The 22,159-nt window shown below is 59.5% G+C and carries 22 protein-coding genes and 1 riboswitch; of the genes, 10 read left to right on the top strand and 12 right to left on the bottom strand.

The window, feature by feature from the left end; all coding sequences use genetic code 11:
- Positions 1-14: 14 nt before the first annotated feature.
- Together FBZ99_RS09695 and FBZ99_RS09700 are read right to left on the bottom strand one after the other, a co-directional pair.
- Entirely contained in the window at positions 15-1,226 is a 1,212-nt protein-coding gene (locus tag FBZ99_RS09695; RefSeq protein ID WP_145632705.1) for an SfnB family sulfur acquisition oxidoreductase, read from the bottom strand.
- Between the two features lie 375 nt (positions 1,227-1,601).
- Entirely contained in the window at positions 1,602-1,919 is a 318-nt protein-coding gene (locus FBZ99_RS09700; RefSeq protein WP_145632708.1) for a hypothetical protein, read from the bottom strand.
- A gap of 20 nt (positions 1,920-1,939) precedes the next feature.
- Between FBZ99_RS09700 and FBZ99_RS09705 the strand changes: the two genes are divergently transcribed.
- The 8 genes from FBZ99_RS09705 to FBZ99_RS09740 all read left to right on the top strand — a co-directional run bounded on the left by FBZ99_RS09705 (position 1,940) and on the right by FBZ99_RS09740 (position 12,684).
- A complete protein-coding gene (locus FBZ99_RS09705) occupies positions 1,940-3,355 on the top strand; it encodes an FAD/NAD(P)-binding protein (protein WP_113332998.1) in 1,416 nt (471 codons plus the stop codon).
- Between the two features lie 192 nt (positions 3,356-3,547).
- A riboswitch (cobalamin riboswitch) is annotated at positions 3,548-3,764 on the top strand.
- Positions 3,765-3,872: 108 nt separating this feature from the next.
- The gene (locus FBZ99_RS09710; protein ID WP_145632711.1) at positions 3,873-4,286 is read left to right on the top strand and encodes a DUF1636 family protein; all 414 of its coding nucleotides are present in this window, start codon (positions 3,873-3,875) and stop codon (positions 4,284-4,286) included.
- 10 nt (positions 4,287-4,296) lie between these two features.
- Positions 4,297-5,076 carry an ABC transporter ATP-binding protein gene (locus tag FBZ99_RS09715; RefSeq protein ID WP_113333000.1) on the top strand — a complete coding sequence of 260 codons (780 nt, stop codon included), beginning with the start codon at positions 4,297-4,299 and terminating at the stop codon, positions 5,074-5,076.
- A gap of 20 nt (positions 5,077-5,096) precedes the next feature.
- Positions 5,097-6,056, top strand: a complete 960-nt coding sequence (locus FBZ99_RS09720; protein WP_145632716.1) for an ABC transporter substrate-binding protein — start codon at positions 5,097-5,099, stop codon at positions 6,054-6,056.
- A gap of 63 nt (positions 6,057-6,119) precedes the next feature.
- Positions 6,120-7,136 (top strand): FecCD family ABC transporter permease, encoded by a 1,017-nt coding sequence (locus FBZ99_RS09725; RefSeq protein WP_145632719.1) that lies wholly within the window; start codon positions 6,120-6,122, stop codon positions 7,134-7,136.
- Between the two features lie 283 nt (positions 7,137-7,419).
- On the top strand, positions 7,420-10,011 hold the full coding sequence (locus FBZ99_RS09730) for a mechanosensitive ion channel family protein (RefSeq protein ID WP_145632722.1): 2,592 nt from the start codon (positions 7,420-7,422) through the stop codon (positions 10,009-10,011).
- Positions 10,012-10,337: 326 nt separating this feature from the next.
- Complete coding sequence (locus FBZ99_RS09735) at positions 10,338-11,177, top strand: response regulator (protein WP_113354536.1); 840 nt, start codon at positions 10,338-10,340, stop codon at positions 11,175-11,177.
- Positions 11,178-11,352: 175 nt separating this feature from the next.
- Positions 11,353-12,684 carry a diguanylate cyclase gene (locus tag FBZ99_RS09740; RefSeq protein ID WP_145632724.1) on the top strand — a complete coding sequence of 444 codons (1,332 nt, stop codon included), beginning with the start codon at positions 11,353-11,355 and terminating at the stop codon, positions 12,682-12,684.
- A gap of 39 nt (positions 12,685-12,723) precedes the next feature.
- Here FBZ99_RS09740 and FBZ99_RS09745 read toward each other — a convergent pair whose 3' ends face one another.
- The 3 genes from FBZ99_RS09745 to FBZ99_RS09755 all read right to left on the bottom strand — a co-directional run bounded on the left by FBZ99_RS09745 (position 12,724) and on the right by FBZ99_RS09755 (position 14,492).
- Positions 12,724-13,743, bottom strand: coding sequence for a GlxA family transcriptional regulator (locus FBZ99_RS09745; protein WP_442966447.1), 1,020 nt, complete (start codon positions 13,741-13,743; stop codon positions 12,724-12,726).
- 302 nt (positions 13,744-14,045) lie between these two features.
- Complete coding sequence (locus tag FBZ99_RS09750; RefSeq protein WP_113333005.1) at positions 14,046-14,249, bottom strand: DUF1127 domain-containing protein; 204 nt, start codon at positions 14,247-14,249, stop codon at positions 14,046-14,048.
- A 66-nt stretch (positions 14,250-14,315) separates the two neighbouring features.
- Positions 14,316-14,492 carry a hypothetical protein gene (locus tag FBZ99_RS09755; protein ID WP_246661091.1) on the bottom strand — a complete coding sequence of 59 codons (177 nt, stop codon included), beginning with the start codon at positions 14,490-14,492 and terminating at the stop codon, positions 14,316-14,318.
- Positions 14,493-14,684: 192 nt separating this feature from the next.
- Here FBZ99_RS09755 and FBZ99_RS09760 point away from each other — a divergent pair, with 192 nt between their 5' ends.
- A complete protein-coding gene (locus tag FBZ99_RS09760; RefSeq protein WP_145632733.1) occupies positions 14,685-15,584 on the top strand; it encodes a LysR family transcriptional regulator in 900 nt (299 codons plus the stop codon).
- Positions 15,585-15,619: 35 nt separating this feature from the next.
- On the opposite strand, the gene FBZ99_RS09765 is transcribed toward FBZ99_RS09760, so the two are convergent.
- From FBZ99_RS09765 to FBZ99_RS09795, 7 genes are all read right to left on the bottom strand, one after another.
- Entirely contained in the window at positions 15,620-17,620 is a 2,001-nt protein-coding gene (locus tag FBZ99_RS09765) for an ASKHA domain-containing protein (protein WP_113354624.1), read from the bottom strand.
- Between the two features lie 54 nt (positions 17,621-17,674).
- Positions 17,675-18,004 (bottom strand): hypothetical protein, encoded by a 330-nt coding sequence (locus tag FBZ99_RS09770; protein ID WP_113354539.1) that lies wholly within the window; start codon positions 18,002-18,004, stop codon positions 17,675-17,677.
- A 1-nt stretch (position 18,005) separates the two neighbouring features.
- Positions 18,006-18,971, bottom strand: coding sequence for a methyltetrahydrofolate cobalamin methyltransferase (locus FBZ99_RS09775; RefSeq protein ID WP_113354540.1), 966 nt, complete (start codon positions 18,969-18,971; stop codon positions 18,006-18,008).
- 103 nt (positions 18,972-19,074) lie between these two features.
- On the bottom strand, positions 19,075-20,181 hold the full coding sequence (locus tag FBZ99_RS09780) for a methylenetetrahydrofolate reductase (RefSeq protein WP_113354541.1): 1,107 nt from the start codon (positions 20,179-20,181) through the stop codon (positions 19,075-19,077).
- A 3-nt stretch (positions 20,182-20,184) separates the two neighbouring features.
- On the bottom strand, positions 20,185-20,763 hold the full coding sequence (locus FBZ99_RS09785; protein ID WP_113354542.1) for a methylenetetrahydrofolate reductase C-terminal domain-containing protein: 579 nt from the start codon (positions 20,761-20,763) through the stop codon (positions 20,185-20,187).
- Complete coding sequence (locus FBZ99_RS09790) at positions 20,756-21,058, bottom strand: virulence factor (protein ID WP_113354543.1); 303 nt, start codon at positions 21,056-21,058, stop codon at positions 20,756-20,758. Before FBZ99_RS09790 ends, FBZ99_RS09785 begins: the two co-directional genes overlap by 8 nt.
- A gap of 237 nt (positions 21,059-21,295) precedes the next feature.
- A complete protein-coding gene (locus FBZ99_RS09795; RefSeq protein ID WP_162748864.1) occupies positions 21,296-21,934 on the bottom strand; it encodes a DUF1638 domain-containing protein in 639 nt (212 codons plus the stop codon).
- A gap of 19 nt (positions 21,935-21,953) precedes the next feature.
- Between FBZ99_RS09795 and FBZ99_RS09800 the strand changes: the two genes are divergently transcribed.
- Positions 21,954-22,112: an entericidin A/B family lipoprotein gene (locus FBZ99_RS09800; RefSeq protein ID WP_047632875.1), complete on the top strand. Its 159-nt coding sequence runs from the start codon at positions 21,954-21,956 to the stop codon at positions 22,110-22,112.
- The last annotated feature ends 47 nt before the right edge of the window (positions 22,113-22,159 follow it).

Genomic DNA, 22,159 nt, shown 5'->3' on the forward strand with positions numbered 1-22,159 from the left:
TTCTCCTGCGCCCATCAAGGCAATGAGGTCTTCGATGGCTTTACGCCGTTGAGATGGTAGTTGCCGACGATGTGGTATTTCCGGCGGGCCGGTTCATGCAGGGTGTGAATGCGGGCGTTGCGCCAGTGGCGGTCAAGGTTGAGTCCGATGCGCGCAGACTCCGTGCCCGCAAGCTCAAACAGCGCGTCGGCTGCTTCCATCGCGATATCGGCAGTAATCGTCTGGGCCGCCGCAACGGAGAGTGCGGCGTCGATAACATGATCTTCGGTGAGATTGATCTGTGCGGCATCGATCCTGCCGCCGGCGCGCTCCACCATCGCCGTCGCCGCCTCAATGCGGATGGCAATCTCGCCGATCCTTGTCACGACCAGCGGATCGTTGACGGCTCGCTCATCCCCGTTGCCTGAGTGAGAGCGGGTCCGCACGAATTCCATCGTCGCCGTCAGCGTGGAGCGGGCAATGCCGAGATTGATGCCGGCGCCGGTGAGCTGGTTCACACTATCGATCACTGTAGGCTCAGCCAGCTTTTCTCGGTGCAGAAGAAGGGCGTCGGCATTGAGATAGACATTATGCAATATGATCGTGCCGTTTCCGGAGGTGCGCTGACCAAAGCCATCCCAGTCGTCGATGATCTGGATGCCCTCCATATCTCTGGACACGACAGCGGCGATCAGCCCCTTGCGTTTGTCGGTCGTGAATAGCGCAATCCAGTCCGAAAACAGAATGCTGGCGGAAGGCTGGCTCCGTCCGCTGAGGCGGAAGCCGAGCCCGTCCGCTGTCAGATGCCAGGGATGCTGGTCGGTGCCGCTTGCACCGGATTGGGAAAAGATGCCGCCGAAACGATCGCCGATAATGGCGCGGTCGAAAAGGGATGCCCGTTGGTCCTCGCCGCCCCCAATTCTTACCGCTTCCAGCACATGAAAATGGGTTTGCAATATCTGTGCTATGGAAGGATCTGCCTCGGCGAGGATCGCAACGACCTCGGCAAGAACGCAGTTCGAAATGTCGATACCGCCATGTTCCGAAGGAACGGAAATCCCCAGCAGGCCTGACTGCGACAGGGCTTCGACCTCGTCATAGGGCAGGATGCGATTGATATCGCGATCGCTTGCATGCTGAGCAAAACCGGCGGCGAGCGAACGTGCGATCTCGAGCGCTTCCTCTTCGCTCTGGACGCGATGGGCGGGCGGCCTGACACGTTCGTGCAACTGCGAAACAGTCCCCATTCACCACTCCTCGGCCAGCGCCAAGTCGGTTTCTCAGGCGCAGCAAATCCCTGCGATCTTAATTTCGATAGCTGGAGTGTACAACGGATTTTCCTGGCGCATTCATGTTGCGCCCTCGGGCACGATAGGCGCCGACCACGAAAATTGTAAGCGAGCGGCCCGATATAATGCGTTGAGGATGGCGGGTTGCGAACCCTCTTCTCTGGGACCAACGAATAGCGAAAGCTGCTTCATAAGCTGGTCCTAGGGCTTGGAATTGCTTTCCCTTTTTGCCGGTCGACGCAGGTGCCGGATACGAAGGGAGTGTCCGGTCGCCCGCCGTTTTCTGTACCGCAGCTTCGTCGACCCTATTCCGCCCGGACAAGAAAGCACTTGCTAGCGGAGCGTTTTCGCGCTTTCATATACGACTAAATAAGTAGACAATGGCAATAATTCTGCTGCCTGATGGCTTTTGACGAAGTAATCATATGGCGGCTGATTGCAGGCATCTGGTGTTGGATCAGAGTTGGACCTGCCTGTCGCATCTTTCATTTTGGAAGGGTCCTGATTGAAGAAGCGCGACGCGTATTGAGAACGGAAGCGGCTTTCGTGCGTTCTGTCGGCCGCAGTCCCAAGGTTGCCGAGGCCCGGATATCGGCTCTGTGTTTCCGGACCTGTGAAGTCAGCAAGCCCAAGAAAGGCATGATCGACCACCTCTCGCCCCAGGAGTTGATATGACGGTTCAGGGATTCTTTTCCGCCAGGACGAACGCGACAGCGCGGCCTTATGCGATGCCTCGCATTGCCGTGATCGGGCGCGGTTTTTCCGGCATGATGATGGCGATCGCCCTGATGAAGACGGTTCGCTTTCCCTTCCATCTGCAGCTTTTCGATCCTAATTCCACCGTCAGCGGCGGACAGGCGCTCGCCTCCGGACATAGCAGTGAAATTCTCAACAGCCGTGTTCGCGATCTTTCCGTTTCCGCGGGAGATCCCGACGACTTCAATCAATGGCTTTGCGGTAATGCGCCTTTCCGCAGCGCCGTCCCCGCCGCCATACCCGGTTTTTTGCAGATCTTCGTACCGAAGAGCATTTTCAGCGACTACGTCTATCAGCGCTTTTCGGAAGCCTTCTCGTCACGGCGGGATGTGGCGGTGCAGGTCAGCAGCGAGACGGTCTTCGGGCTTCGGCGTGTTCGGGGCGGCCGTTTCGTAGTGGAAAGCGATGGCGCCGCCAATGCGCCTTTCGACATGGTGGTGCTGGCGACAGGCTATGGCATTAGCGATCACGAATTCCAGGCCAGCGATCTCGTGACCGTGCCGACGACGGTGCGGGCGCGCCGTCTCGTGTCGCGACCGCATACGATCCTGCTCGGAAGCGGCCTGCGCGTCGTCGATCGGCTGCTGCAGATGCGTGAGAACGGCTATACGGGGCAGATCACCATTGTTTCGCGGCGAGGCTTTCTGCCGCAGAGCCACACACGCAACAATGCCGATCCGGTTTTCCCTGCCGACGAGATGCCCGGCAAGCTCAGCGAGATCGTCCGCTTCGTCCGCAAGGCTTGCGTCGAGGCGGAGGCGAACGGCCAGAGCTGGCAATCCGTCATGAACGGCTTGCGCAAGCATGCGCGCTCGCTTTGGCGATCTCTGCCAGCCGGGCAGAAGCAGCAGTTCAACCGCCATTTGCGGGCGCTTTATGACAGCCATCGCAATCGGCTTCCCGAGGCGCTGCATGTACGCCTCAATCAGGAGCTTGCCGAGGGCAATACGCTGCTGCGGCGCGGTCATTTTATCCGCCGCACGCCGACCGGGCTGGTTTTGAAGCCGGCTGGCCGGCAGGAGACCGAGCAGCTCTATGCCGACGACGTAATCGATTGTCGGTGCCAGGCGCCGGATTTGAATGCACCCTTGCTGCGTAGCCTCATCGATGCCGGTCTCGCGGTGCCGGACGAGCTTGGCCTCGGTCTCGCCGTGGACGCGACAGGCTCGCTTGAGGTCAACGGGCGTACGACAGACGGGCTTTTTGCGATTGGTCCCCTGGGACTTGGAAGTCTCCCCGACATCGATCTGGTGCCTGAGATCGTGACGCAGGCCTATGCGGCGGCAGAGAGCGTCGCGGAGCGTTTTCATCCTCAGTGCAAGGCGGTCTGACAGCCCTGCGGTTTCTTTCATTCTGGATCGCGATTGAGTGCTGCCGCATATGCATATCGCAGTTGCGGCCTCGAGCGGAGATAATGGCTTGTCATTTGTTATGTAATAACGTAACGATTGCCTACTCAGGCCGAAGCTCCAGGACAAATGAAAGCGCATATGACATCCCCGTTGCCCGCATCCGCTTTCTATGACATGAATACCGCCGATGGTGCTGCTTTCGGATCGATCCGGATGGCGGCTGAAAAGGGAACACGGTGCGGATTACCCATCAGGGGCCAAGACCGTGGCTGCCCCCGCAACTGTAAGCGGAGAGCGCGTTCGCAATATGCCACTGGCGTCAAGCCGGGAAGGCGCGAACGAGTTGTGACCCGCGAGCCAGGAGACCTGCCATCGACGATATCAACCGCAACGGACGGGGTGTTCCGATGGAAAATCAGTGGTTGGGCGAGGGCGCCGCTGCGTCCGCTGGCCCCATCTTGACTGTGCCTCCGGCGAAATCTCCGGGAGGCATCTCATGGATAATACAAAAGAGGCGACGCACCGGATCACCGTGTGCACCAACTGCCGTCATGTCGGCAAACCGTGCCGGCCGGGCCTCGAACTCCTGAAACATCTGCAGATGGCGATCTCCCAGGCTGACGCCGCACTCGCAGATGATTTCAGCCTGGAGGGCAGCGTCTGTATGGCGGGCTGCGAACGGCCGTGCACGGTCGCTTTCCAGGCCACGCCAAAGTCGACGTACCTCTTCGGTGACATCGAGGATGCGAGCGATATCGGTGCGCTCGTCTCCTTCGCGAAGCTTTATCGGGATCGCCCCGATGGGCTGACCCGCGAAAGCGAACGCCCGAGAGCGCTGGCAGGCAAGACCCTCGCGCGCATTCCCGCCGCCATCGTATCAGCCGAACGCCAGCTGGTCGTATTGCAATAGGAGCCGGGTCATGTCCGAACGAAGCGCACGACTGGAAGCAGACGGCATCAGCTGGGGTCCCCAGAAGGGAATGCCGATCATCAGTGGCATCACGCTATCAGTCGAGGCCGGCGCCCGGCTTGCGATCATCGGTCCGAATGGAGCCGGCAAGTCGACCTTGCTGCGCTGCCTCTATCGCGGCCTCAAGCCGCAGCGAGGTTCGGTGCGTCTCGACGGCATCGATCTTTGGTCCATAGGTCCGCGGGAGGCGGCGCAGCGCATCGCCGTCGTGCCGCAGGAGACGCCAGGTGATTTTCCCTTCAGCGTGCGGGACGTGGTGTTGATGGGCCGCATCCCGCACCGCAAGGGCATGGCACGCTGGAGCGATCGCGACCATGAGGTCACGACCAAGGCGCTTGCCCGTCTGGAACTGGAGTCTTTGGCACAGCGGCAATTCGCGTCGCTGTCGGGTGGTGAGAAGCAACGGACGCTGATCGCCCGCGCCTTGGCACAGGAGCCGGAACTCATCATCCTCGACGAGCCGACCAATCACCTCGACATCCGCCATCAGCTCGAGATTCTTGAGCTACTCAAGAGACTCGGCCCGACGATCATCACGACGCTGCACGATATCAATCTCGCTGCTGATTTTGCGACGCAGATCGCCGTCATGGATTGCGGGCGGCTTATGGGCCACGGCGAACCTGCCGAAGTCCTGACTGTGGAGCATGTCTCGAACGCTTTCAGGGTTGGTACGCGGCTGCATCACACCGACGGCGGCCCGCAGCGCTTTTCCTTTTCCCTTCGATAATACGATCATTGGAGTTATTCATGTTTTCTCGCATGTCCCTGTCTGCCGCGGCCTTGCTTATCGGAAGCCTGTTTGCGGGCACGACGCTCGCCGAGCCTGTCACCGTGCGCAGCTGCAATCGCGATGTGACCTTCGACAAAGCGCCGGAGCGGGCCGTTTCCAACGACGTCAACCTGACCGAGATGATGTTGGCGCTGAAGCTACAGGACCGCATGGTCGGCTATACCGGCATTTCCGGCTGGAAGACGCTGGATGAGAAGCTGCGTGACGGCGTGAGGGAACTGCCGGAGCTGTCGCCGAAATATCCGAGCAAAGAGGTGCTGCTCGGCGCCAATGCGGATTTCTTCTTTGCCGGCTGGAACTACGGCATGAAGGTCGGCGGCGAGGTAACTCCGGAAACGCTCGCCCCCTTCGGCATCAAGGTCTATGAGCTGACCGAATCTTGCATCTTCGTCATGCAGAAGAACAAGCCGACCATGGACGACATGTTCGTGGATCTCCTCAATCTCGGCAGGATCTTCCGCGTCGAGGACAGGGCGGAAGCGCTGGTCGCCGGCTATCGCAAGCAGCTTGGCGAGGTCCAGGCGAGGATCGGTCATGTCGCCAAGCCGACCAGCGTTTTCGTCTATGACTCCGGTGAGGAAAAGCCGTTCACATCGGGGCGCTACGGCATTCCGACTGCCTTGATCGAGGCTGCCGGCGGCGTCAATGTGATGGACGACGTCGAGAAGAGCTGGACTGAAGTGTCCTGGGAGCCGGTCATCGAGAAGAACCCTGAAGTGATCGTCATCGTCGATTACGGCCAGGTCACTGCCGCCCAGAAGATCGCCTTTCTCAAGGGCAATCCGGCCTTCAGGAATATCGATGCCGTGAAGAATGACCGCTTCGTCGTGCTGCCCTATGTGGAGGCGACGCCGGGGCCGCGCAACATCGAGGCCATCGCCACGCTGGCCAGGGCCTTTCACCCGAGCGCCATGTAATCGTCTGCAATGCCGATCCGCACCAGTCGATCATGGGGCGGATCCCTTCCTCAAGTTTCAAGCATGCGCCTCAATCTCTCCATCCTCATCCCCTTGCTCGCCATAGGCTTCATTCTGTCGATCACCGCCGGTGTTTCGCTCGGTTCGGCATCCATTCCGTTCTCCACCGTCTGGTCGATTGTCGGCAACAGACTGCATGTTGGTGCCTTTCCGGCCACCTGGTCCAGCGGGCAGGAAAGCATCGTCTGGGACGTCCGTTTTCCGCGCGTCGTTCTGGCGGCGCTCGTCGGGGCGGGGCTTGCCATCACCGGCGCCGTCCTGCAGGCGCTGACGCGAAATCCATTGGCGGACCCGCATCTCCTCGGCGTCTCCTCCGGGGCGGCATTCGGCGCCATTCTGGCGCTATTGCATACCGGGCTGATCCTCGGCCTGTTGACGGTGCCGTTGTTCGCTTTTGCCGGCGCCTTGCTCGCAACCGCGGCCGTCGGGCTGACGACGCGGCTGACGCGCTCGCATTCGGCCGATCGGCTCGTCCTGTCGGGCGTGGCGGTAGCCTTCGTGTTCACGGCGCTTGGCAACCTCCTGATCTTTCTGGGCGATCCGAGAGCCGCCAACACCGTTGTCTTCTGGATGCTGGGCGGGTTAGGACTGGCGCAATGGCAACATCTTATCTATCCCGCCGGCATCCTGCTGTTCTGCCTCGTTTCACTTCTTCCGAAGACGAGGGAGCTCAATGCACTTGCGATGGGCGATGAAACGGCCGTCACGCTTGGCATTGCCGTTGCACGATTTCGCTTGCTACTCTTCGTCATCACGGCGCTGCTGACCGGCGTGATGGTCGCCTTTTCAGGCGCAATCGGTTTCGTCGGGTTGATGGTGCCGCATTTCGTGCGGCTGATCGTGGGCGGCGACAATGTGCGCGTGGTGCCGCTGAGCGCCGCTTTCGGCGCACTGACGTTGATCTGGGCTGATGTCATCGCGCGCCTGGTGATGGCTCCGGAGGACATGCCGATCGGCGTGGTCACCGGGCTTACCGGAGGCGTCGCCTTCATCTTGATATTGCGGAGCAGGCGCGCATAGATCGACCCATTGCCAAGGTGTTTTCCTGGCCTATTTCCGGGCGGGCGATGATCGGCGCGGCAGGTCGTCGTCAAGATGAGAGCGGCCGATATCCGGTTTTGAAGGAGAGTCCGGATAGGATAACGGCATGGAATGCCTTCGTGTCGCCTTTCTTTGTCTTACAAGGCGTACGCGTAAAGACTATGGAATTCGCAATCCTACTATAGGACGACTCGGGTCTCCATTTTTGCGGCGATTTCGGTCATCCACTGCCTGCGACTTCATGTGCAACGAGGAGCTCTGCTTGCGCCCGCTGAAATCTCGTCTTTTTCTATTGTCCCTTTTGTTGCTGGGATTGGGTGTGTTTACCGCCATCATCCCGCTGGCGGGGGCTGCCCTTGCGCAGGATCAGCAGCCGGCCCAAGCGTCGCAGCAAACGGACCAACAGCCCGGGCAGCTCGCCAATGGGCTGCTGGACGCAGCTGTTACCGATCTTGGCAAAGCGAAGAAGACTTATGCATCGCTTCAGGACGCGGCGAAACAGGCAACATCGGATGACGAGACGCTCGTGGCGCTGTCCAGCCAGGTCGACGAACTCAACCGCACCACAGCTGCTATTTCCGCACGCCTGAAACCCCGTACCGCCGAAATCGATGCACGCCTGACCCAACTCGGTGCTGCGCCCAAGGAAGGCCAGCCGCCTGAGGCTCCGATCGTCGCGCAGGAGCGCGATCGGCTCAATGCCGAACGCTCCCAGATCAGCGCCGCGATTCTCGATGCCGACAATCTGACCGCAGAGACCAATCGGCTTGCGATGCAGTTCATGGAGATGCGCCGAAGGCTGTTTGCCGAGACGCTATTCAAGCGGACGGAGATTTCCACGGCGACATTCGACGATGCAGGGGCGGCTCTGGTCGACGAGGGCGTCAAGTTCAGTACCGCCGTGACGAGCTGGATCGGCTTCGTGCTCAAGGCAAAGCTTGCTTCATTCCTGGCCGCTGTCTGCCTGTCGATTGGCGCTGCTCTGATCTTTCTTTTCGGTGGTTATCGGCTATTCCGCCGCTATTACGTGCAGGACGAGGCCGTCGAGAATCCGCCCTATATCAGCCGGCTCTCCGTCGCCTTCTGGTCGACCTTGATCCGCACGCTGTCGCTGGCTGCCTTTCTCGTTACGTCTTTCTTCTTCCTCTCGAATTTCAATGTGCTGCGGCCTGACATCGCGCCGATACTGGCTGCGGTTTTCGCTTTTATCGGACTCGTCTATTTTGTCGGTCGCTTGAGCAATGCTGTCTTCGCGCCCTTCCGGCCCCATTGGCGGCTGGTCAAGCTGTCGAACAAGGGGGCACATTCGCTGACCTGGTGCCTGCAGGCCATGGCTGTGGTCAACGGGCTGGATTACGTCTTCGACCGCATCAGCGAGTCCATGGGATCGCCGGTCGTCGTTACCGTGGCCAAGAGCTTTCTGGCGGCACTGCTGATCGGCCTCATTCTGATTGCAGCCTCCTTCGGCTCGCCGATGCTTGCCAAAAACGGCGATCCGGATGCGCCAGGCCGCCATTGGCCGCATGGCATGGCCATCATTCTTCGCGTTCTCGGCATATTGGTGATCTTCACCTCGTTCATCGGCTATGTCGGGTTGGCCCGCTTCATGGCAACGCAGATGATCGTGACGAGCGCCGTCATCGCGACCATGTATCTCGGCTTCCAGCTCGGCAAGGCCGTATCCAAGCAGGGCGTCTTTGCCGAAACGATCATCGGACGCTTTCTGGAAAATCGCCTGAAGCTGCGTGAAGTGGCGCTCGATCAGGCCGGTCTTGCAGCTGGGCTTGCGACCTACGCCGTCGCGCTGCTGACCGGCATTCCGCTGATCCTGCTCTCCTGGGGCTTTCACATTCAGGATCTGGAAACCTTTGCCTACAGGCTCTTTACCGAGATCAAGATCGGCAACATGTCGATCTCGCTGCTCGGCATTTTCGTCGGCATCCTGCTGTTTGCGGGCGGCTATCTGGTCACGCGCTGGTTCCAGCGCTGGCTTGACAGCAATGTCATGGCGCGCGGGCAGGTGGATCTGGGTGTCCGCAACTCGGTGAGAACCGGTATCGGCTATCTGGGCATAGCGTTGGCGGCGATCTTTGCCATTTCCGCTGCCGGCATCGATTTATCCAGCCTGGCCCTCGTCGCCAGTGCCCTCTCGGTCGGTATCGGTTTCGGCCTGCAAAACATCGTGTCGAACTTCGTGTCCGGCCTGATCCTGCTGGTCGAGCGGCCTTTCAAGGTCGGCGACTGGATCGTCTCGGGCACTTCGGAAGGCATCGTCAAGCGCATCTCGGTGCGTGCGACAGAGATCGAGACCTTTCGCAAGCAGTCGATCATCGTGCCGAATTCCGAACTTATCAATGCGTCCGTCGGCAACTGGACGCATCGCAACAGGCTCGCCCGCTCCGAAATCCCGGTATCCGTCAGCTATGATGCCGATCCGCGCAAGGTGATGGATATCCTGCTGGAGCTGGTACGCTCGATTCCGAAGGTGCTCAGGAATCCGGAGCCGCATGTAGAGTTCCTGCGTTTTGGTCCATCATCGCTCGATTTCGAGATGCGCTTTTATTTGTCGGATCTCTCCGATGGCATGGAGATCCGCAACAATCTGCGCATCGAAATCCTGAAGCGCTTCAAGGAGGAGGGGATTTCCATTCCCTATCCGCATCAGGAGTTGCATATCGTTCGCGAGGGCAGACGAGGCAGGCAGTCGGATATCGCAGCCGATGCCTTGACGGATTTTGCAGACGGGCCTGAAGCTGAGGATGACGTAAAAGAAGATTCCGCTTTGTCGGCCGAAGGCAAGGTATCGGAAGCGAAGAGCACTGGCCGGCGCCGTGGCAGGACCGCGGCGGAGTGATCCGATTACCGGCAGAGCCCGCTGAAACAGAGCCATGTTGTCGCCGGTGGGAATGATGCGGTCATCGTTTCCGCCGGTTCTGCTCGGAAGTTCGCGGTTTGCGTTCCTCGAGGGGAGCGTGTCGCGCTCTTTAGGATTGTTTCTCTCGGTCTGGTTAGGGATCTCGCGCATGTCGTTGCCGCGAGAACTCTGGCGATAGCATGCCTGGAAAGCCGCGAATGGGGCAATTTTCTTCACCTCCGGGAAACCAGTCGGCTTAACAAATCCGCAAAGGCTTTGTTCTAAAAAAATACAGAGGGGATCATTTTCAAAAACAGGTTTTCATTATGCCATTTCTGGGTGTTTCGGGGATGCAATACTCCGGTGCGTCTCTTGCCGGCTCGCGCATTCTTCTCGTCGAGGATTCCAATCTTTTTACATCAATGGTCAGGGCCAAGCTGAAGGAGCTTCTGGATATCGACGTCGAAATCTGTCGCAATTTCGAAGAGCTTCAGCTTGCCTATGACAAGTCGTCGGAGCCGATCAAGCTGGCGATCTCCAATATGAATCTCCCAGGCGCCGAGAAGGGCGAAGCCCTGGCCTATCTTCTCGATCTCAGCATTCCGACGATCGCCTTCACGGGTACTTTTCTCGAAGGCACGCGCGACGAGTTGATCGCCAAGGATGTGGTGGATTACATTCTCAAGGACAATGTCTTCGCAGTGGACATGCTGGCGGAATCGATCTGCCGTTTTCTGACCAACCATCGTCACCATGTTCTCATCGTCGATGACAGCGCGACGGCGCGCGCTTTGCTGTCCAGCCGGCTGAAGCGCTATAATTTCCGCGTCAGCGTTGCTGAGAATGGTGCCAAGGCGCTCCAAATCCTCAAGGCCAGCCCGGATATCGGCCTTATGGTCACGGACTATAATATGCCCGACATGGACGGATTCGAGCTGACACGGCGTATCCGTGCGACGACCGGCTCCCATGAGCTGCGCATCATCGGTGTCTCCTCATCCAACAACCGGCTGCTTTCGGCCCGCTTTCTCAAGGCGGGGGGCAATGATTTCATTCTGCGGCCATTCATCGATGAGGAGTTCTACTGTCGCGTGAATCAGAATCTCGACACGCTGTTGCAGATTCAGTCGGCTCAGCCGCCCGCCAGGGAGATACGGGCTGGATAAATCGGCTAAAATAATCCCAAGAAAAGTGAGGAAAAATCACTTTTATGTAAATCTCCGCAATCAGCAGTTCCAAATTTTTCACGAATCCTGTTCAGGATACGTGCAACACGGTTTGGCAGACCTGCAATTGACTGACTATTCATACACCTGACGGTGTGGGAGGAATTGACGGGAAATGGTACTGCATGCGGGAAACATTGGCGGCGGCATCGGTCACCGCGATGGCAGCCAGAAAATACTTCTGGTTGAGGATTCGCGCATGTTTTCCGCGGTGCTATCGCATCGGTTCGAAACCGAGCTCGGTCTTGCTGTCATCCATTGCTCTTCATTGAAAGTGCTGAACGAGGTGCTGGCAGAGGCGGATCGCAGTTTCACGATGGCGGTGATCGACCTGAACCTTCCGGACGCTGCCCATGGAGAAGCCCTGGACGTTGCCGTTGCCCATGACATTCCCACCATCGTCTTCACGGCGTCTTTCGACATGGCGACGCGCCATCGCATCATGGAGCGCAATGTCGTCGACTATGTGCTCAAGGATGGCGAGTTCGCCCTCGACAATCTCGTCTCCTCCGTCCGGCGCGCCATCGCCAATCGGTCTGCCCGCGTTATGGTTGTCGACGATGTGCCTTCGGCACGGAAAATGCTGACGGATTTGCTGCACGCTCAGCAATTCAAGGTCGCCGAAGCCGGCACGGGTGTCGAAGCCCTGGCAATGCTTGAGACATTCGACGACATCGAAATCGTCGTCACCGACTACAATATGCCCGACATGAACGGCCATGAACTGACCCGCCGCATCCGCCACCGCTATGGCTCGGATCGGATGCGGATTATCGGCATTTCGTCTTCGAACGATCGTTTGCTGTCTGCGACCTTCCTGAAGGCGGGCGCCAGCGATTTCATCTACCGCCCCTTCGTTCAGGAGGAGCTGCAATGCCGTATCGCGTTGAATGTCGAGACACTGTCGCAGCTGAAGCAATTGCGAGCGGCAGCGGCGAGCGATTATCTGACCGGGCTCTATAACAGGCGCTATTTTTATGACCACGGCCCACGGCTGGTCAATGAATGCCTGCGGCGCCAGCGCCCAAGCTCGGTTGCCATTCTCGACATCGATCACTTCAAGCATCTGAACGATACTTATGGTCACGAGATCGGAGACCAGGTGCTAAAGGCGGTGGCCGGCAGGCTTCACGGGCTCTTGGAAGGCACCGACAATCTGCTCTCCCGCCTTGGCGGGGAAGAGTTTGCCATTCTGTTTGCGGAAATGAACTCGCGCGCGGCGACCGCGCTATGCGACGAGGTCCGCCTCAGCTTGGCGGGCCTGAAGGTTCATGCCGACGACGAAGAGCTTTCGGTCACTGTTTCCATCGGCGTAGCGGAGATTGCCGGCTACGAGTCCTTCGACAACTATCTCAATGCTGCCGACCAGTTTCTCTACATGGCGAAGCACAATGGCCGAAATCAGGTCTATTCCGATTTCAAAATGGCCCAAGAGGCGGCCCAGTAAGCCGCCTGCCTGATCCGCTTGCTTTGAGTTCCACCACCCTCAGATGACAATACCGGTCCGGTTGGTCGACATGGTCAGCTTGCGCTCCGCGCGCTCCTGTTGTGGCGAGCGATTATAGAGTTCGCGATAACACTTGGAGAAGTGCGAGGCGGAGACGAAGCCGCATGCGACTGCCACTTCGACAACAGGCATGGAGGATTGCACGAGCAAATGCCGGGCGCGATCCAGGCGGATCTCGAGATAGTAACGAGCCGGTGAGCGGCCCATTTCCTGGCGGAACAGGCGCTCGATCTGCCGGCGCGACAGACCGGCATCGTCGGCGATTTCCAGCAACGACAGCGGCTCGGCGAGGTTGCTTTCCATCAGCTCGATGATCGACAGGACCTTGGAGTTCTGCACGCCGAGACGCGCACGCAGCGGCAGGCGCTGCCGGTCGTGCGGGCTGCGCACCCGATCAGTCAGCTGCTGCTCGCAGACGCGGTTGACGAGGTTCTCGCCGAAATCCTGGCCGATGAGGTTCAGCATCATGTCGAGCGAGGCGGTGCCGCCGGCGCAGGTGTAGAGATTGCTGTCGACCTCATAGAGATCGGCATAGACTTCCGCCTGCGGGAAAGTTTCCGAAAAGCCAGGCAGGTTCTCCCAGTGGATCGCGCAGCGCTTGCCGTTCAACAGGCCCGCCTGGGCAAGCACATGGGCGCCCGTACAGAGGCTGCCGACGGCGACGCCGCGATTGTACGTCTCGCGCAGCCAGGCATTGACCGACTTGTTGTGGAATTCCTCGACATAGATGCCGGAACAGACCAGCACCATGTTCGGGCGGTTCTCTCCGCCAAGATAGCGACGCTCGTCGGTAAGGGAGGAATTGACCTCCAGCCCGATGCCGCTGGAGGAATAGACTTTCTGCCCGTCCGTCGAGGCAAGCCGCCATGTGTAAGCGGGATAGCCCAGCATGCGATTGGCAATCCGCAGCGTCTCGATCGCAGCGGAAAACGGCAGCATGGTGAAATGCGGAACAAGGAAGAAAACCAGGGAACGCGTCTTGATCGGGGTCTTGCTCATGTCGTGAAAATCCATGCTCCAGGGCCGTTACGTATTCCTTGCGTCAAATACGTCGGCCCGATGGTCTATAAGCGACATTGGCATGGATAATCGCGGCCGCAAAGGGATATTTGCGTCTACCATGAAAAATAGGGGAGCTGTAGGAGGGAAGCGAAGCGGAGCCGAGCGATATGCTCAAGGGGCAAAATATATTTGCGGGTAATTCTCAAGATTAAAGTGCGGTTCGCATCTGGATGCGCAAATGTTCAAAAGGCGACGCGTTCGGGTTAAGCGTCGCCTTTAGTTGTTATGCTCTTTCATTATCATCGGGTGGCTTTCGGCTTCTTGATTTCGTTTGCGGCCGGCCAGCCTAAGTCCTTGCGCATGTCATCGGATAGAGATTCGAGCTCGCGAAGGGAGCGCCACTGCTGCCAACGATTAGCAAGGCGAGAAAAGAAGGGCATATAACTTCCGCCTGACGGAAACGGGTTCCGCGCGCCGGTCTGTCTATAGCTGATGGTCGTCATTTTCAGGGTCCTTTCAGTGTCAACCGTTCAAAATGTCACGGGTTTAATATGGGCTCGGCAGACCCATCAATCAAACGAATAGATCTTATAGCTGCCATTAGTATTCTTGAACGAACGGAGCTTGCTGGGTTTGCGCTCCAGCACGGACAACGTACGATCCGGCGGGAGGCCGCGCGCATTGACGTCATCGATCAGATGAGCGGGAAAGCGGGCGGCAATCTCGTCGAGTGTGTGCTGTGCCATCCGCTGAATTTTGCGGAGGCGTATGAGAGAGAGAAGGCGAGAGGCCTCGTCCAATGCCGTGCCAGCCATGATTTTACTCCTTCGAGGCTGTCTGCGATGAATTTCCATTAGGTCTAATATGGTGCTTCGTTGACATTCAGACAAATGAAATGATATGGTGTTTATGATCAGAAAAATTGAAAGGTAATCGATATGACCGTACCGTTCCGCCGGCCCATACCGTTGCTTGACAATGAAGTTCTGCGTACCTTTGTCGCGATTGCGGAAACGGGGAATTTTTCGACTGCGGCCGATGCTGTCTTTCGCACGCCGTCAGCTGTTTCGATGCAGATCAAGAAGCTGGAAGAGCAGCTCGGCGTGACGCTGTTCCTGCGCGATGCGCGCTCGGTCAGTCTGACGCAGCACGGCGAGATGCTGCTTTCCTATGCGCGCAATATACTGGCACTCTCCAACGAGGCGGTTTCGCGCTTCATCATGCCCGAGCTCAGCGGTGTGGTGCGGCTTGGCGCACCTGACGATATTGGCGAGCGCTTGCTGCCGACCATCCTTAAGAGCTTTTCCGAGACTTATCCTGGCATCATGGTCGATGTCGTTGTCGATATGAGCATCCAGCTGAAGAAGCGCATCGAGGAGCAGCGGCTGGACCTCGCGCTGATCAATTGCGCCACGCGGCCTTTCCCAACCGAAGGGGAGGTTATCTTTACGGAGCGCCTCGTCTGGGCCGGCGCCAAGTGCGGCACGGCCTACCGCCGCGATCCGCTGCCGATTTCCATCTGGGAGGAAGGCTGCATCTGGCGTTCGGAAGCCCTGGCGCAGCTGGAGCGGCAGAAACGCGCCTATCGCGTTTCCTATCTCAGTGCCCATACGATGGCGCAGCGCGCCGCAATCGTCTCCGATCTTGCCGTCGCGCCATTCCCGCGCTCCTACATCACGGATGATATGGAAATCCTCGGGCCGAATGAAGGACTGCCGGAACTGACGTCCTTCGACATTCGTCTGCTGACTGCTTCACAGATGACCGGGCCCATGAAGGCGGTGGCAGACAGCATTCGCCAGGCCTTTGTCGAGATCGGACGCAAAATGGCCGCGTAGCGCGCGGCCAATCATCTCTTGGACAAATTGCTTTCTTACTCGCGGCTGCGGCGACGCCTGCGGCCGCCGCCTTCTCCGCCATCGTCGGAGATCTGCTTGCGCTTCGGCAAGGTCACGACCTTCGAGAGTTCCGGGAAGCTATCGACCTTGTTCGGCAGCGCCATGGCGTAGACGAAGTGCTCCTGAAATTTTGATTCAAGCGCCGTCTCTATCTTCTCGATTTTCCTGACAGTTTCCTCGATCTCACGGCGATGGCCGCGGTTGAGCAGAGCCATGCGCGCGCCCGTGCCGGCGGCGTTGCCGACGGCCTTGACCTTGTCGAGTTCACAATCGGGAATAAGCCCCAGCACCATCGCATATTTCGGATCGATAAAAGTGCCGAAGGCGCCGGCAAGGCCGATGCGATCGACATGATCGATGCCTTGCTTGTCCATCAACAGCTTGACGCCGGCATAAAGCGCTGCCTTGGCAAGCTGGATAGCGCGAATATCGTTTTGGGTGACCGTGATGCGCGGTTCGCCGTCCCGCAGCAGGTAGGAGTAGGTGCGGCCGTTCTGCAGGATGCGCGGCGAGCGTGCAGCCATGGCGCCGTCGACGACGCCATCTTCCGAGATGATGCCGGTGAGGAACATTTCAGCGACAACCTCGATGATCGCGGAGCCGCAGATGCCGGTGACCCCGACCTTGGCGGCGGCTTCTTCGAAGCCTGGCTCGTCCGACCAAGGTTCAATGCCGATGACGCGGTAGCGCGGCTCCAGCGTGACGGGATCGATGCGCACGCGTTCGATGGCGCCGGGTGCGGCGCGCTGACCGCTGGAAATTTCGGCGCCTTCGAAGGCCGGGCCGGTTGGCGAGGAGGCGGCGACGACGCGGTGACGGTTGCCGAGCACGATTTCAGCATTGGTGCCGATGTCGACCAGCAGCATCATCTCATCCTGGCGATGCGGCCCTTCGGCAAGTGTCGCGGCGGCCGCATCGGCGCCGACATGGCCGGCGATGCAGGGCAGCATGTAGATGCGCGTGCCGGCATTCATCGGCAGGCCGATCTCGGCCGATTTCAGATGCACGGCCCCGGATACGGCAAGCGCAAAGGGCGCGCCACCAAGCTCTGTCGGATCGATGCCGAGGAAAAGGTGATGCATGATCGGGTTGCCGACGAAGACGGCGTTCAGAATATCCTGTCGCGACACGCCGCCATCGGCGCAGACCTTGTCGATCAAGCCGTTCAAGGCTTCGCGAACGGCATTGGTCATGGCCTCGCGGCCGTCAGGATTCATCATCACATAAGAGACGCGGCTCATCAGATCCTCGCCGAAGCGGATCTGCGGGTTGGAGGCGCCGGCTGATGCCACGGTTCTGCCCGACAGCAGCGAGGACAGATGCATGGCGATCGTCGTCGAGCCGATATCACAGGCAATGCCGTAGGCTTCGTTCTTCAGGCCGGGATAGAGCGCGATAAGGCGAGGGCGCTCGCTGTCCTGATCGCGATGAATGGCGGCCGTCACCTTCCATTCGCCCTTGCGCAGGATCGACTGCACTTGCGGGATGAGGTGAAAATCCACTTCGAGATTGTCGTATTTCCAATCCGCCGTGATTGCCGCCTTCAGGCGATCCAGATCGCCAAGCGGCTTGTGCATGTCGGGTTCCTCGACCTCGACGTAGCACATATGCACGGCCGCGTCGCGAGCAATGACGCGTTCGTCGGCCGCCTTGCGCACCACCTGCGCGTTGATGACGGTATCCTGCGGTACGTCGATGACCAGATCGCCCTGGATCAAAGCGGAGCAGGAAAGCCGGCGGCCTTCAGGCAATTCGCGCACCTCTGCATAGCGCTTTTCCTTCGGCCCGATCGGCGAAAGATGGTCGTTGGACGAGACGATCTTGTGCTTCGCGAAATTGCCTTCCTGCACGGAGACCTGGCAACGCCCGCAGGTCGCACGGCCACCACAGACGCTCTCGACATAGACGCCGAGCTGACGGGCTGCCTCCAGCACGGGCGTTCCCACGGGGAAGTGGCCGCGCTTGCCGGATGGCATGAAAAGGACAAGAGGTTTGGCGCTGTCGCTGGCTTCGGCCACGGATCAGCCTTTCTATTTGCTAAGGCGGCGCACGTTCGAGCGAACACGCCTGCTATAGGGTTTTATCGCGGCGTGAGCGACCGCATCGGCGATGCTGCGCTGGCTTGTCGCGCCTGCGGCCGTCAGAGCGGCGAAACCCTGTTGCACCATTGCTGCGTTTACGGCAACGGCGCTTTCCGCCGCTGCCATCATCTTCTCCGAGATCATCCGGTTCATTTCGGCCGCGTTCACGCTGCCGGCCAGCGCGTCCATCCACATCTGCTGCAGCCGTATGCCGATCACGACGGGCGCCTGCAGCCAGAGCGTGGCAAGATCATTGGAGAGGCCGCGACCGGATGCCATCTTATTCCCTCGCTGCTCCCGCACCGGCGCGCGCGGCACGGCCGCCACGGCGCCCACCGCCGGCTGGGGCAGCCGTTGCTGCGGCGGCTGCGACGCCGCCTTCTGCAGGCTTGTAGTCACGATAGGTCATGATCCAGTTGGTGCAATTGGCATCCGTGCCGTTCAGCACGTTGGCGGCGCGCACGGCTTCCATTTCCTGCGGGCGGCAGGGGTTCATGATGGCGGAGGTCATGCCTGCACCGATGACCATCGGGATGAAGCCGGCATTGATGCCATGGCGATGCGGCAGGCCGAAGGAGATATTGGAGAGGCCGCAGGTGGTGTTGACCTTCAGCTCGTTGCGCAGCCGGTGCAGCAGCGCGAAAACCTGACGGCCAGCATCGCCAAGCGCGCCGATCGGCATGACGAGCGGGTCGACGACGATGTCCTCAGGCTTGATGCCGTGATCCATGGCGCGCTCGACGATCTTCTTGGCGACGGCGAAACGAACGTCAGGGTCCATGGAAATCCCGGTCTCGTCGTTCGAGATGGCGACGACGGGCACGTCGTATTTCTTGACCAGCGGCAGGATGGCTTCGAGCTTTTCCTCTTCGCCCGTCACCGAATTGACCAGCGGCCGGCCCTTGGCAACCTTGAGGGCCGCTTCGATTGCCGCCGTGACCGAGCTGTCGATCGAAAGCGGTACGTCGACCAGACCCTGCACGATTTCAAGCGTCTGCACCAGCAGGCCCGGTTCGGTCTCGTTCGGGTTGACCGAAGTAACGCCTGCGTTGACGTCGAGCATGGTCGCACCGGCGGCGACCTGTTCCAGCGCATCCTTGATGACGGTGTCGAAATTGCCTTCGATCATCTCGGCGGCGAGCTTCTTGCGCCCCGTCGGGTTGATGCGTTCGCCGATCACGCAGAAAGGCTGGTCGAAGCCTATGATGATCTCGCGGGTGGCGGAGGCAACGATGGTACGCGTCATGTCTGATCCTCTGGTCAGTTGGCCCGATAGCTGGTCTATCGTGCGGTGATCTGGGTTACAAGCCGACCGGTTCCTCTCCCGGCCTGCTGCTATCGTCTCGAATTCAATGTGCCTGCGGCGGCGTATGGTGGGCTGCAATCTCCGCCATCGCCTGCTGGTTTTCTTCCCTGCCTTCGCTGATCTGGTGCAGCCGCTCGGCGACAAGCGCATCGGTGCGGCTTGCCTCGCGTTTCCATGGCTGACGGCCCTTCAGCACGCCGGAATCATGAACCATTTCGGCAACATATTCTTCCTGGCGGTAGGCCATGACGTGAATACCGGAAACGCCCTCGATCTCCTTCACCTCGTTGATGATGTCGATGCAGAGCTGCTTGCCTTCCTTCTTCTGATCCTGTGCGCCTTCGATGCGCTTGATCACTGCGTCGGGAATATGGACGCCTGGTACGTTGGAGCGCATCCAGCGGGCGGTCTTTGCCGATGCCAGCGGGCCGACGCCGACGAGAATGAAGCATTTTTCGGTCAGGCCGAGATCGCGCACCTTCTTCATATATTCCCGGAACATCGGCACGTCGTAGCAATACTGGCTCTGGACGAACTGCGCTCCGGCTTCGATCTTCTTCGCAAGCCGGTAGGGGCGGAAGTCGTAGGGCGGCGCGAAGGGATTGATGGCGGCGCCGAGAAAGACTTTCGGCGGCGAGGTCAGCTTGCGGCCGGACAGGAATTTCGCGTTGTCGCGCATGATGCGCACGGTTTCGAGCAGCGACATGCAATCGAGATCGAAGACTGGTTTGGCGCCCGGCTGATCGCCCGCCTGCACGCCGTCACCGGTCAGGCACATGATGTTGCACACGCCCATGGCGGCAGCACCCAGCACGTCGCCCTGGATGGCGATGCGGTTCTTGTCGCGGCAGGCGATTTGCATGATCGGCGCATAGCCCATGCGCGTCAGCAGCGCGCAGATCCCGACCGAGGACATATGGCAATTGGCGCCGGAGGCGTCGACGGCGTTGATGCCGTCTACCCAGCCCTCGAAAATGGCGGCGCGCTCGTAGACATCCTCGGCATTGGCGCTGTCGGGCGGGTTCAGCTCGGCGGTGACGGCGAATTCGCCACGGCGAAGCACCCGCTCCAGCCGCCCGAGCGAAGAATGGCCGGGCAGGGGATCGAGCGGCAGATGCGCGCCAAGCGGATTTTCATCGATATGCGACATCGCTCAGGCTTCCTTTTTCGCCGCTTCTCGGGCTGCGGCCGCCTCTGCCGTGACGCGAAGCCACGATGACGTCTCGCGCAGCGACTGATTGACGGGCTTCTGCACCTTCAAGATTGCATCGCCCTGGATCATGTTCCGCGAGCCGTTCCAGGCCTGCACCCAGACGCAGGGCATGTCGGGCTCGACTTCGCAATTGCCGTTGGCGCGAACGCCGCCGCAGGGGCCGTTGCGCAGCTGCTTGGGACAGTTCATCGGGCAGGACATGCCCGTCGACGACAGCGCGCACTGGCCGCACATGCGGCAATCGAACAGGAAGCCCTTCACATTGCGTTCGATGAAGGTAATCGGGCGCTCCACGCGCTCATAGCCGAACGCTTTCCACAGCGGATGAAGCAGCAGGAATGTGTCGGCGAAACGACGGTAGAACCATTCGAGAAAACGCGAATGACGCACGGCCCAGAGACGGACCGTATATTTGCGTCGGGCGCGGCGGTTAGGGGAGACGCCGGCCGGCGTGTAGGCGCCGCTGGCCGCCTTTGCGCCCGCGGCGGCATTGCCAGGCTTCTGGACGGCATCAGCCATTGTCGCGGCCTCCGGCCTTCACCAGCGCCACCAGCCGCTCGCGATCATAGGCAGCCTCGATCTCGCCGGCTGCCTTGTCTGCTTCGGCCTCGAGATCGTCGGAGACCGGTACGGGATCCGCCTTGCGCCATTCAGCCAGATAGTCGTCGGTTTCGGCCGCGCCGGTGCGCATGGCGCACATGTCGATCGCTTCGGTAAAGCGCAGCGAAAGCTCGCGTTTTGCCGTCTGCCTGCCCTTCTTGATGATGACCTGGGCCGGAATGTCCCGCCAGTAAACGACAATGCGATCTGCCATGCGCAAAATCTCCTCTTCACGCCAGAATGCACGCCGGCAGACCTCGGGACTGCGCTCGCCACGACGCGGCACATGCCGAAAAGCGACGCGATATCGAAACCTCGCCTGCAAGCATCCCCCAAGCTTATTATCCTTTGAAACGGACGGGTTCGAACTGTGATTGAATGTCTTTGACTCGTCCAGCATGTCGGTCTCGGCAAAGAAGAGGAAGATCGAAAACCGACGCAGATGTCGTAATCAGACGGCCAATAATTCGCGGGCAAGATCGCCGTAGCCGGTATAGCGATATTCGTATTCCAGGCCGAGAAAGGCGGCAGCGTCCCTTGCCTTTGCCTGTAGCGCCGGATCTTCTTCCTGCGAGAGATAGACGACCTTGCGGTAGTTGCCGAAATAAATGTCCCGCAGCTCCGGATGGCGGTCGAGGCCGAGCGGAACCACGACAAAGGCTTCGAACTGGCGGGCGAGAAAATCTGTCAGGAAAAACGATGTGATGTCATCGTCGCGCGCGGCGAAAGCCTCGTTGCCGGTGAAGAAGGAATAACAGTGCGGACCGGAAAGGCGCTCTATTCCTTCAAGCTGGCAGATCCTGTCGATATCGCCGCCTGTGCCGCAATCGGCATAGCCGATAAAGATCTTTTCGAAGCCGCGCGCGCGCGCATCGGCAATAGCCTCTTCCAGGGCTGGTGCGATCTTCTGCGGATAGGAATGATAGATTGCGGGAAGACAGTGAAGGTCGATGTGATCGAGCCCGTTTATTCTGGTGACCGCTAGTATTTCGCGCGCGATTGCCCCGCACGCAATCACATGAACTTTTTGGGTTTGTGCGCGTTTATCGCGCGGAGGGTTCTTCTCCGCATTTTTTTGATCGATATCCACTCAGAGGGGGTTCCCAATCATGACTGCACCGACACTCACGAAAATTGCCACCGCCTGCGTCGTTCTCATGGTGCTTGCCTCTTGCGCCAATACTATACGTGGCATGGGCAGAGATACCGCAAATGCGGTGAACGCAACCGAGGACGCCGGTCATACCGTCAAGAAGGCGGCTCAATAGCTAATTTGGGATACCAATGTGCCGGCGGCAACCCGTTGATTGTCGCC

Source organism: Rhizobium sp. ERR 1071 (genome assembly GCF_007828675.1).
Taxonomy (GTDB): domain Bacteria; phylum Pseudomonadota; class Alphaproteobacteria; order Rhizobiales; family Rhizobiaceae; genus Rhizobium; species Rhizobium dioscoreae.

Excerpts from the sequence above, each read along its gene's own strand:
- FBZ99_RS09695 (WP_145632705.1), bottom strand. The coding sequence starts at position 1,226 with ATGGGGACTGTTTCGCAGTTGCACGAACGTGTCAGGCCGCCCGCCCAT.
- FBZ99_RS09705 (WP_113332998.1), top strand. The coding sequence starts at position 1,940 with ATGACGGTTCAGGGATTCTTTTCCGCCAGGACGAACGCGACAGCGCGG.
- FBZ99_RS09710 (WP_145632711.1), top strand. The coding sequence starts at position 3,873 with ATGGATAATACAAAAGAGGCGACGCACCGGATCACCGTGTGCACCAAC.
- FBZ99_RS09715 (WP_113333000.1), top strand. The coding sequence starts at position 4,297 with ATGTCCGAACGAAGCGCACGACTGGAAGCAGACGGCATCAGCTGGGGT.
- FBZ99_RS09720 (WP_145632716.1), top strand. The coding sequence starts at position 5,097 with ATGTTTTCTCGCATGTCCCTGTCTGCCGCGGCCTTGCTTATCGGAAGC.
- FBZ99_RS09725 (WP_145632719.1), top strand. The coding sequence starts at position 6,120 with ATGCGCCTCAATCTCTCCATCCTCATCCCCTTGCTCGCCATAGGCTTC.
- FBZ99_RS09735 (WP_113354536.1), top strand. The coding sequence starts at position 10,338 with ATGCCATTTCTGGGTGTTTCGGGGATGCAATACTCCGGTGCGTCTCTT.
- FBZ99_RS09740 (WP_145632724.1), top strand. The coding sequence starts at position 11,353 with ATGGTACTGCATGCGGGAAACATTGGCGGCGGCATCGGTCACCGCGAT.
- FBZ99_RS09745 (WP_442966447.1), bottom strand. The coding sequence starts at position 13,743 with ATGAGCAAGACCCCGATCAAGACGCGTTCCCTGGTTTTCTTCCTTGTT.
- FBZ99_RS09750 (WP_113333005.1), bottom strand. The coding sequence starts at position 14,249 with ATGACGACCATCAGCTATAGACAGACCGGCGCGCGGAACCCGTTTCCG.
- FBZ99_RS09755 (WP_246661091.1), bottom strand. The coding sequence starts at position 14,492 with ATGGCACAGCACACACTCGACGAGATTGCCGCCCGCTTTCCCGCTCAT.
- FBZ99_RS09760 (WP_145632733.1), top strand. The coding sequence starts at position 14,685 with ATGACCGTACCGTTCCGCCGGCCCATACCGTTGCTTGACAATGAAGTT.
- FBZ99_RS09765 (WP_113354624.1), bottom strand. The coding sequence starts at position 17,620 with ATGCCATCCGGCAAGCGCGGCCACTTCCCCGTGGGAACGCCCGTGCTG.
- FBZ99_RS09770 (WP_113354539.1), bottom strand. The coding sequence starts at position 18,004 with ATGGCATCCGGTCGCGGCCTCTCCAATGATCTTGCCACGCTCTGGCTG.
- FBZ99_RS09775 (WP_113354540.1), bottom strand. The coding sequence starts at position 18,971 with ATGACGCGTACCATCGTTGCCTCCGCCACCCGCGAGATCATCATAGGC.
- FBZ99_RS09780 (WP_113354541.1), bottom strand. The coding sequence starts at position 20,181 with ATGTCGCATATCGATGAAAATCCGCTTGGCGCGCATCTGCCGCTCGAT.
- FBZ99_RS09785 (WP_113354542.1), bottom strand. The coding sequence starts at position 20,763 with ATGGCTGATGCCGTCCAGAAGCCTGGCAATGCCGCCGCGGGCGCAAAG.
- FBZ99_RS09790 (WP_113354543.1), bottom strand. The coding sequence starts at position 21,058 with ATGGCAGATCGCATTGTCGTTTACTGGCGGGACATTCCGGCCCAGGTC.
- FBZ99_RS09800 (WP_047632875.1), top strand. The coding sequence starts at position 21,954 with ATGACTGCACCGACACTCACGAAAATTGCCACCGCCTGCGTCGTTCTC.